6 protein-coding genes are annotated in these 10,622 nt (G+C 55.6%); all 6 read right to left on the reverse strand.

What is annotated here, in order from left to right; genetic code table 11:
• Positions 1–118: 118 nt before the first annotated feature.
• Positions 119–2,152, reverse strand: coding sequence for a 3'-5' exonuclease (locus IQ273_RS03155; RefSeq protein ID WP_194021722.1), 2,034 nt, complete (start codon positions 2,150–2,152; stop codon positions 119–121).
• A gap of 8 nt (positions 2,153–2,160) precedes the next feature.
• Positions 2,161–7,905: a DEAD/DEAH box helicase gene (locus IQ273_RS03160; RefSeq protein WP_194021723.1), complete on the reverse strand. Its 5,745-nt coding sequence runs from the start codon at positions 7,903–7,905 to the stop codon at positions 2,161–2,163.
• 227 nt (positions 7,906–8,132) lie between these two features.
• Positions 8,133–9,062, reverse strand: coding sequence for a hypothetical protein (locus tag IQ273_RS03165; protein WP_228052263.1), 930 nt, complete (start codon positions 9,060–9,062; stop codon positions 8,133–8,135).
• Between the two features lie 59 nt (positions 9,063–9,121).
• Positions 9,122–9,990, reverse strand: a protein-coding gene (locus IQ273_RS03170) for an IS5 family transposase (RefSeq protein ID WP_397196927.1) whose coding sequence is annotated in 2 segments (ribosomal slippage) — positions 9,122–9,613 and positions 9,616–9,990 — 867 coding nt in all. Because the reading frame shifts where the segments join, the coding sequence is not laid out codon by codon here.
• A gap of 5 nt (positions 9,991–9,995) precedes the next feature.
• A complete protein-coding gene (locus IQ273_RS03175; protein ID WP_194021725.1) occupies positions 9,996–10,259 on the reverse strand; it encodes a hypothetical protein in 264 nt (87 codons plus the stop codon).
• 135 nt (positions 10,260–10,394) lie between these two features.
• Positions 10,395–10,622: Uma2 family endonuclease (locus IQ273_RS03180; protein ID WP_194021726.1), on the reverse strand; the 228-nt coding region annotated here is incomplete at its 5' end.

The raw sequence follows: 10,622 nt of genomic DNA on the forward strand, positions 1-10,622 counted from the left end.
TTGCGACCGCTTCACTCTCCCAGGCGACCAACCCAGAGGAGTGGGAACTAAACAATGAATAACTTAGTATTTCCCAGGACGTCAAGGGCAGACCATAATCTGTTGGGAAAGCCAGACTTTAAATATGAAGTACAAGGAACTGTGTAGGACTTCCCTGCCAGCAGAGATAGGCGAAATCGCGGGCGCGGGTGATGGTGACGTAGAGCAGATGTCGTTCTAGTTCGATAGATTCTGCCTTGGCCTCATCATCGGATGCTTCCGAAAGAGCTTTCGGGAGCGGCAGAATGTTATGTGACAAATCGATGGCGAATACCGCTTTGAACTCTAGGCCTTTGGCACGATGCATGGTGCCGAGGCGAACGGCGAGACCTGACTCGTTGTCTTGACTGTTTAGGTTAATGTAAGGGATCTGTAGGCTCTGTAAATGCTCTTGAACTGGGGATAGAAGATAGCGAGTTCTAGCAAATATGCCGATTTCAGATAGCAAAAGCCCTCGCTCGGTCAGGTTTTGAATTTCTTTGGCAACGAATTGGGCTTGCTGCTCGGGGCTGTCAAAGGCGGTGAGAACAGGTTCTGGGCCTTGAAGTAAACTCACGGTGCCCTTGCGGGTTTCGCGGCTACCGTCTAAGTCATCGCTTTCTAGGTCGGTAATGCGGTCGGCAAAGCGACGAATTTGCTCGGTGGTGCGGTAGTTGATCTTGAGCGTGCGCGATCGCCCTTGAACGTTGACACCCAGAGACTTGAGAGAGAATTTGCCTTGATAGATACGCTGCCCCCCATCGCCTACCATCATGAAGCGGTTGGGGCCATCTCCAGCTAGGCTGGCAAGGAACTTGAGCTCTTGGGGGCGGAGGTCTTGGACTTCATCGACAATAACGGCGTCAAAGCCCTGGCTGACTAAACCATGGGCTAGAACGTCGCTGGCGCGGCGAAAGTAGTGACCCCAATCGGCTTTGTGCTCATTGTCGAGGTGGGCCAAGACTTTTTCGAGCACTTGCCACACCTGGCGACGATCGCGCACGGTGAGGGGAGTGCCACGTCCTTTTCGGCTAACGGAGCGATATTCATCCCAGGTCAGAATGCCGTGGGGTTGAATGACTAAACGCCACTCTTGCCAGAGGGACGCAATGTCTAGAGGGCAGGTGGGCGAGCTGTAGAGTTCGAGGAGCGGTTTGATGTCGCTATCGCCGACGGTGCGACAGCCTTGTTTTGCTTTGCCCAAAACTGAACTGGCTTGGCTGGCTATGGAGGTGACCGTGATATTGTCCAACTCTTCTGGAGTGCAGAGGAGTTGGAGGTTGTGCTTGAGGTTGTCGCACAGGGTGTTAACGAAGGTCGTTAAGAGTAGCTTTTTGCCTTGGCGGGCTAGGTGCCGGGCGCGATGGAGGGCGACGACGGTTTTGCCCGTGCCTGCAGAACCTGTCACTTTGACAGGGCCATTGAAATTACCGGTCACAAGCCGCCGCTGGGAGGGATGGAGAAAACCAATCCAGGTAGCTAGCGGGGCCTGAAGCATTTTCTCCAGTTCGCCCTGGCTTTTGACGGTAATAAAGCGACGCTGGGTGTCGGCATTGTCAGCCACAGTCTTGGATGTGGGCGCAACCGGGGGAGCCACCAATTCCCCTGAGGCCAGTTGCAGCAGTCGTTCTGAGACTTCTTCGGGAAGTCTTTCGATGATGCTGAGCAGGTCATCGGCGGTGATCAGCTGCCGCAGCACGGGCAGCCAGTCGTTGGGCAACCCTAAGCTCAGCAAGTAATCGTCTTCATAGGCATCAAATAGGCCAACCTGCCAAGATGCTCGCCTGGGGACAATTTCTTCGACGGACTCAACGACTTCGACGATCTGTAGGGCTCCTGTTTTGTCATTAAACTCGACCTTGCGGTTGCTGGCCCAGTGGTAGGCATCGTCGTGGTGCCCGGCATGGAGCAACGCCCAGGTATCGCCATCTTTATAGACGATTGCTCTCAGATCTTGGGTAATGCGTGCTGACCAGAGGTTATCGTTTTTGATTTTGGTAAGGCGCTCCAAACTGAGGCTGGGTTGAGCCGGGTTGTCCTGAAATTTGAGAATAAAGTCGTTAGCCCGTTTGACTTCTGCTCCACTCAAGCTCACCAAGGATTGAAATAGCGACTTACAGATCAGTACATTCATAGGGTGGCCTACAGCGCCTGGAGGATGGTTTCGATGGCCTGAGGGCTAGTGGGGTTAATGGCGAGCACTGATTTACCCTGGGCGGTTAAAGCCGCTTGGAGATCGTCCACGTCGTCTGCTCTGGCATCGACCAGGTAAATGAGAGTGATCCCTCGATAGACTTGGGCGGTGTAGGCACCCACGACTTGACCGTTGACTTCCACATCACTGCCGCCATCGACTTGGATATCACCGTGCTGGGCCAGGGCTTTGATCAGGGATCGCCAGTCTGGCTCAAAGAGTTCAAGGGTCTCTTGAAAGTCGGTATTGTCTGAACCGGCTGAGGGGGGCTCAGCAGGGTTAGGCACTTCCGGTTGGGTAACGAACCAATCCGACGAATTGCGAATGGCATCGGCCCTGGGCCTGTCTAGTAAAAGTCTGCCCAGGCGGAAGAAATATTTAGCCATCCGATCGCGATCCTCTAAATCGCCTGCGGGGATAGCAATCACTTCGTAGCCTTCATTACTCAGCTCGTCGCGAATGGCTTGGTCTTTGGCCTGGCGCTCAGCATTGCCGTGGAGAGATCGGCTCATACCATCGAGATAGATACAGACTCCTTCTTTAATGTCGGTGGGATCGGGGTAGAAGAAGTCTGGGGTGGTAGTGCCCAAGGGCTTGCCCAGGTCAATGCTGTGCTGGGGGATGGGGTCAGGAAACCCAGCTCGCCTCAGCATGGTCTGGAGCCGGGCTTCAGCATGGTTGACCGGACGGTGCTCATCGTCTTCTTCATTCCTGGGCAGGTTGGCTGGAATGGTGTGACTTCTAGTGAGAATGTCTTCCCACTCCAGCAATTTTTTCAGCGCCGTATGCCGGTTGAGGTGCCTGTGGTAGTAGGCATTGCGGAAATTAAACAGGCAGTCGATACAAGCAGCCTGGCAGCGAGATTTGCAATCGCTGAGCACTGAGATGGCCGCTTCAACCACCCCTGTCCACTTGGTCAGCAATTGCTCTAGCAGACCAGAACCGCCCGGCATAGGGTCGTAGAGCAACACGTCTACCCGTTCACTGCCGGGATGGCCAATGGTGAGGATTTGAAGATCTTCTAGCTCCATTTCTAGAACGTTGCTGGCTCCGTGGCGAATGGCTTCCATGATGCTGTAGGCTACTTCGCGGTTTTCGCAGTCTTGGAGACTGAAGGCATCGGCAATGACATCGGCAAAGAAACCAACAGGCTCAATTTTGGTGCGACAGCGATTTTCGTGATCCTCTTTGAAGAGATTTAGGTCTTGCTCAGACGTGAAGGGGGAACGGCTGCGACCACAGACCAGACAGACGGTGTAGCCTAGGTCTCCAGTTCGCACTAGGTTAGCGGGGCCAACGTTGACCAGTCGCAGGTGAACTCCTCGGCGGAGTTGAACCGATTGGTCTTTCCACTGAAAGGCGAGGCCGCCGCTGTGACGCCCTTGCTCGTAGCCCAGGATGGTAACCGGCATCTGGAAGCGGTTGTCTTCGTCGTCGGAAATGTTTGACTGGTGGGACAGATCCACGTCGCACATGGGGACAGCTTTGATAGAAGCTGAAGACAAGCTGGACGAGAGCTGTTGCCCACTGCCGATTTCTTTGATGGCTTCGCTGGCAACATCGACCTGGAAGTAGGTGGGGTCTTCGGGCTCTAGGTGGAAGTAGCGGGGCACGAAGCGCTGGCCGTTGGCATAGATTAAATTGCCGGGGACGTATTCGCGCAGGGCCACACTGGGGGGCCGAGGCAGGTCAAAGTCTGACATCCAGGTGATGCTGCGGGGCATCTGGGCTGTCCCCTGGATGTGTCCACCATCAAGCCCGTAGCCGGGGAGAAAGCTCTCGGCGGCGAGAACGCTGTAGGTGATGGTGTCGTCAACTCCTTCGGCATCGCTACCTTTTCTAAAGGTTTGCCCTTTGAGACGTTTGACCAGGCGATCGCAGCGGCGAAACAGCGCATCATCTTCCGGATCGAGTGCCCCCTTGAGGATGCGTTCGTCACTGAGCCGCCGAAGCTGACCCATAGCCCACTGTAGGCGCTTCCACAGGGTCAAAATGACTTTGGCTAGCTCATCGCCCATAGTGGCAATGTGGTGCTTTAGCTCAGCTTCCTTAACGGCCATGGCGTCGCTCTCGGGCCAGGCTTTAGCAAAGGCTTGATCGACATGCCCATACAGGGCGATCGCATGTTTCTGAATCAGCCCAGTCAGGCTGCTGACATCCAGGGGCTCAGAACGCACAAAGCCGCTGTCATCAAACAGGTAGTTTTTGACCTGGCCGGGGAAGCAGGTCTCTAGGACGGATTGAATTTCGTCGCGATCGCCCTGGGGAATGCCGTGGCCGGTGCGGGCCATCTGGTGCAGCGTGGTCAGCACCGCTGCCCGCACGTGCTTACCCACCATCAGGGTATTGCGGAGATTAAGCTTGGGGGGCTCGATCAGCCCATCCAACAGGCGCAGGGGATCGGCAAAATAGGAGCGATCGTGGCTGGCCCCTCGGGCATAGGTGAGGTTGACGGCCATACGGTGGCGACGACCGGCTCGACCCGCTCGCTGCCAGTAGTTAGCGGGGAGCGGCGGTACGTTGCGCATAAGGACAGAATCTAGGGAGCCAATATCGATGCCCATTTCGAGGGTGGGGGTACAGACCAGGGCGTTGATCAATTCGCTGTCGCCTTTGAAAATGCGCTCAATGCGATCGCGGGTTTCGTGGGGTACCTGGGCCGAGTGTTCTTCGGGCCGCAGCATTTCAAACTGCTCGTCTAACACGCGCAGGTCATAGTCATCAGCGCTCTCGGGCTCAAAGGCGATGGTGCCATTACAGCGCCAGGCGATACAGGCCATGCGAGGGGCTGGGCGTGGGTGAGCTCGGCGACAGATGTTGCAGCGGTAGACCCCATTGCCAGGGGCAATACGCAGCTTATCGGCATCGATTTGGTACACCCCTTCGCAGCCTTTGAGGGTTTGCTTCCAAGCATTTTTTAAGACGGTCGGCACTAAGAGTTTTAGTTCATCCTTGAGGCAGTACCAAAGTTCTTGAAAGAATACGTCCATATCCTCTGGGGCAACGCCCCAACTGCGGGCTGCCTGCCGGGGCACTGTGTCTCCCTTGGGGCTGAGCCACTGCTGCACGCGGGAGGGAGTATCTCCGGCATCGCGAGTAAGCTTTAGCCCCCTGGGAACTCCGGCCAAAATGGGCATGTAGCCTCGCTGGATTTCAAAGTCGCCCTCTTTCCATTTTTTAGAAAAAATTTGACCTTCGCGATCGAGCAGGATGTTGTTGCGACGGTTGTTGTCGAGCAGAGCCGCAATGCCCTGCACCAGATCTTCGGCGGGCACCCCCAGACGCGGTGCCCAATGTCGGATGAACGGCAGGTCGGCGGTTAAGCCGCGATACTCAATGCGAAGGCGACCCCAGGGTTCTAGGCCAATACGCTGTTTCACCCCGGTGGTAATTTCGCGCAGCACCTGGATTCTTAAAAAGCGCTTGCGCTCTTCAGCATGTTTTAGCCCTTCGGCCTCTTTGCGGTGGACTCGCCACACTTCTGGAATCAGGGAGCGGCTGAGGTCGTCATCGCCATCGAGCAGTACATCAAGGCGGGCGGTCAGGTCACCGATGGAGATAGAGCCTGTGCTCATCTGGTCGTACATCAGGCTACGCAGGCGATAGCGGCGGGCGTGGTCTTGCATCCAACCGGCCTGGAAGGCTGCATCTTGGCGGTTGTCGGCAAAGACCAGCAACCGTCGGCGCTCGGCATGGTGAAGCATGTTCTGCGCCAGCACATGCACGTCGGAGACAGTGGTGGCCCGGATAGGGCGAGCCGGTTCGCGATAGCGGCCAAAGGCGCTGCGACCTGAGGATTGGCAGGCCACACAGGAAGTGAGCATGCCGGGATGTTTGGGGTTTTGGCGCACGGCCAGCAGCGGCACTAATTTGCCCTTACGGCCACAGCTGCCGCAGCGATCGGCAGATTCGGAGTGGAGGGTACCGCAGGCTCGACAAAAATGAATGGGGGAAGTTGAACGAGGATGGTTACGGGGTGTAGTGTCTTCGTCGGTGTCGTCTTGGGTGATTAGGCGATCAACTAAAAGCAGGCGATCGCCCTCTAGTTCTGCGGCTAGGGGTTCCCAGAGAGTGATATCGCCGTGGGCTTGGCCACCGGAGGGATGTTTGTCGGTGAGCTTAAAGTCGGCAACCCAGTGAGAAAAGTAGTGCTGTCCGCAGGTGTTGCAGGTCAACACTGGCAGCCGATACAGATCGTCCTGGTTGGTACCCACCGTATCTTCGGCGGAGAGCCACAGCTTGGGGCGATCTTGGTCTTTGGGGAAGGTGACCACAGCACCGCCAACGCCGCGTACAAAGCCGTGAACCACGGGGCGCAGCAGGGGCCGCCCGTCTTTGCGAGAGGCGGCCCCCAGGGCCAGCCAGATTAGCACTTCTTCTTCGGTGATGGGGCGACCAATGATGGTCTCAAGCTGGTGCAGCAGGTCGGTAAGGTGGCGGGGATGGTTGAGGGCGACGGTGAGTTGGTAGACCAGCTCGTTGGCGGCTAGGGCATCGTAGAGTTGGTCTTCCCACTGGTGGGGGTCGAGGCTGACGCCAGTAATTTGGCGGTAGATGTGGCTAACGGAGGGGCCTGCCTCTTCTTTTTCAACGGCGGCGAGGACGTATTGCAGCAAGGTGGCGGGGTCTGCGGTGAGCGGCCGGGGCAGTTGGCGCTGGGGCGACCACACATCGTCTTGATATTGCTCGCCGACTAGGGCAACCTGGTCTTTAGCGATGCCAAAGAAGCGGGAGGCAAAGGACTGGGCGACGTTAAAGCCTTCGCTGGTTTTGGGGTCGGCAATGGTGGCCGAGGTGGCAATGCAGACGGTCTCGGCGGGAGTTTTGCCACAAAAGGTGCGCAGGCGGCGGATCAGGCAGGCAGTTTCAGCCCCGTTTGCGCCGCTGAAGGTGTGGGCTTCGTCGAAGACGAGAAAGTCTAGGGAGGCGTTGTCGAAGAGGGAGATGTCTCGCTGGCGGGTGAGCAGCAGCTCTAACTGTTTGACGTTGGTGAGTAGGATGCGGGGAGGCTTTTCGCGCATTTCTTCGCGGGAGACACGCTCTTCGGCGGGGAAGACGGGCTCCGGGCGTTTTTCTCGCTGGGCTCGGGCGGTGGCGGCTTCGTAGTCGGCTCTGGAGGCTCCGGGTTTGAGGCGCAGGCCGGAGGCTTGGGAGGTTTTCTCTGGAGTCTTGCCAACGTACATGCCGAAGGTGATGCCGGTGCCTGCCAATAGTCCCCGCAGGCGGCCTAGCTGGTCTTCGGCCAGGGCGTTCATGGGGTAGACGATGACGGCGGTAATGCCCTGGGGTGCGCCTTGGTCACGGAGGTTGAGGCAGTGGCTAATGATGGGATAGAGAAAGCACTCGGTTTTGCCAGAGCCGGTTCCGGTGGAGACGAGGGTGGTTTTGCCCTGGTGGATGGCGCGAACAGCGGTCTCTTGATGCCCGTAGACGGAGGGATACGGGATCAGCTGTTTCATGAAGGGGTGGAAGATGCCCTCGTGGATCAGGTCGTCTACGGTGTCTCCCTGCTGGAAGACCCGGCTGAGGCTGATGTAGGGGCCTTTGAGCAAGGGGGTAGAGCGGGTGGTCTCTAAGTTGAGCAGATTGCGCATCTGCTCGTAGAGGTTGGTATCGGCAAAGGGATAGGCAGTGAGCTGATAGCGGAGAAAGTCGCTGACGACTTTCTCTGTGTAGACGATGGGGTTGAGCATGGGGGCTATGGTTGAGGGATGCTTTGGCCTGTAACCGCTGACTAGAATCAGGCATTGCTAGGCGCTAAAGCTTGGTTTGGGCATCTTCTACTTTTTGACTGGCAGAGCTCCAGACTGTTGACAGAGCTGTATCCAAGTAGATTTTCTGATTCCCTACAATATCTGTTGGTTCTACTTTATAAGTGCTAACTAGAACTGCTTAGTGGTGCAGAAAACTTTTTCGAGTCTCATGGTGGATGGCCCAGACGGTCAAAATAGCGGCTGAAACCCATTGCCTTCGTTCCGTTCGTCGAGAAATCCCAAATCCGCTGTCTCGTTGAGAATCCTTTATTAACAAGGGTTTCAGGAGTTTTCTGCACCACTAAGACTAGAACTGTGCCGTAGGTAGAGCTAGCTGAAAAGAAGCTATGGCGCTCATCAGATTCAATGTAGTAGTTCCAGACATTATAGGCAAACTCATAATGTTTGTAAGCCTGGTCTAAATCTTGGTAAACAAGATGTTCTTCAGCGCCAGGTTGTCTCCCTAGTTTGTCTAATGCAACCTTTAAGCCGCGTACCTCAGTTCCATAGTCCCGATAGCTCATGCCGACATCTAGGGCAGAGTCTAACGCTGCAAACTGGTCTAGGACATCCTCAATTTCTGGAATGAGTGCTTCATAGGCTTCAATTCCTTCATTGACATCTGACAACTGGGCTTGGATGTTGTCAGCTTCAGTAGAGAGGGCGGCGATGCTCAAAAGTGGGACTTTAGGGGCTGTGTCTAAAATATTGGCTGCCTCCTGCAAGTTTTCTTGATCAGTTTTGAGGACTTGAATATCTCCAGGATTTTCAGCTTTGCCAACATCTTTAATCAAGTCCTGAGCCTGGGCGATCGCACTACTCTGAGTCGATCGAATCCAAAAGGTTAGTCCCCCCAGGCTGAGCAGCGCGACTGCTACTACGCTACTGGCAATCACTGAAACCCATAGAACAAGTCGATTATTTGGCTGGCTAGGGACAACCGCAACTCGGCTGGGTGTAACTTTGGTGATCTGGCTTTTTTGAACCGGATTGACGATTGTTGAAGCCACGACGATCGCTTCGCTCTCGTCAACTTCTGGCTCGATATAGGTACTTAGCTTAAATTCCTCAGCCCAGTCGGGTAAGTCGCTACCCATCTGCCTACCATGAACTCTGACGGCTTTAATAGTTTGAATAGCTAGGGCGTGTTTTAAAACTAAGCCCACATCATAATGGAGGCTAGAGTTAGCATGGCCAGGTAGTTTTCAGCCTTTTTCTCATAGCGAGTTGCGATGCGGCGGTATTGCTTCAAGCGATTGAAACACCGCTCAACCTGATTGCGCTGGCGGTATAGAGCCTTGTCAAACGTACCTCGACGTCGTTCATTGCTTTTGCGAGGAATGGTCACCCGAATCCCCCGCCGTCGCAAATAGCGGCGAATGGAGCCACTGCTGTAGGCTTTGTCCCCACTGACCCGCTTGGGACGTAAGCGCGGTCGTCCCCCGTGAGGACGTTTCACCGCCCCTTGCTCCATCAATTGTTCAAACACGACGGCCTCATGACGCTCACCGACGGTCAGCAGAAAGGTCATCGGTAAGCCGTTCCCCTCACAGCGCAGATGCAGTTTGGTGCTAAAGCCCCCTTGGGAACGTCCTAAGGCCTCCCGGATTTGCACCTGTTGAACCGCAGAGAGGTCCGGATCTGGCTCTAGGTCCCCCTTTTTGCTCCAGCGGCATGCTGGTGGGCACGGATGACACTGCCATCGACAAAATGAACATCCCAATTGAGCTTGCCCTCGGCATCGGCTTTCGCCTGAAGGGCTGTGAGCACCTGTTGCCACACGCCGACCTTGCGCCAGTGGTAAAACCGCCCGGCAACAGTTGACCAAACCCCATAGCGCTTCGGCAAGTCTCGCCATGGCGCACCCGTGCGCAAAATCCACAAGATGCCATTGATGATCAGGCGATGGTTTATGGCAGGTCGGCCCGTGTGAGCTTTTTGCGGTGGTAGCAGGGGTTTAATCTGGTTCCACTGTTTTTCGCTCATTTCACCCCGACGAGGGGCTGGCTGAGGTGGAAGAATCATCGCAGTTAAAAGTTCACTTGTACTGCTACCATTATGCCAAAAGGTTTTAAAACACGCCCTAGCCCTTCAATACCTTTTTTAGTAAAGCTGACCAATGCCTGTTGAGGAGGAACCTCGGCTGATTCCAGAAAAATATTGAGGCGATCGCCCTTTGTGAAAGCTTTAACCTCGATGCCTTTGGGCTTGAGGGAATGACTCATAAGAGCGGCGATCGCCTTGGGATTCCCCTGCTTGGCGGTGGCAACAACGTCGGACTGAATGGCAGACATGGGTCTTCCTTGCGCGTGCGTAGAACGTATACCCATGTTTCCCCAGGGTCTTATGTCGCAACCGCCAAAGTACGGAAAATCTTTAATGAATGAATTTAGAGTAAAGCTGTCGTTTTCGGCGGAGGGCGATCGCCCTCATCGCCACAGCCAGCTGAGCTGGAGGGTAAAGCTGGGTAAAATTGACTCACCAGAGATGATGGCAGGGGCAGACAAGATTTGGGGGGGCTGTTGGGGGCGGTAGATCTCGACTTGTTTGTCTTGGGGGTTGATGAGCCAGCCGAGGCGAAGGCCACTGTCGAGGTATTCCTGCATTTTGGCGCGGACGGTGGTGGGGTTGTCGCTGGGGGAGACTAGCTCTAGGGC

It is taken from the genome of Nodosilinea sp. LEGE 07298 (assembly GCF_015207265.1).
GTDB lineage: Bacteria > Cyanobacteriota > Cyanobacteriia > Phormidesmidales > Phormidesmidaceae > Nodosilinea.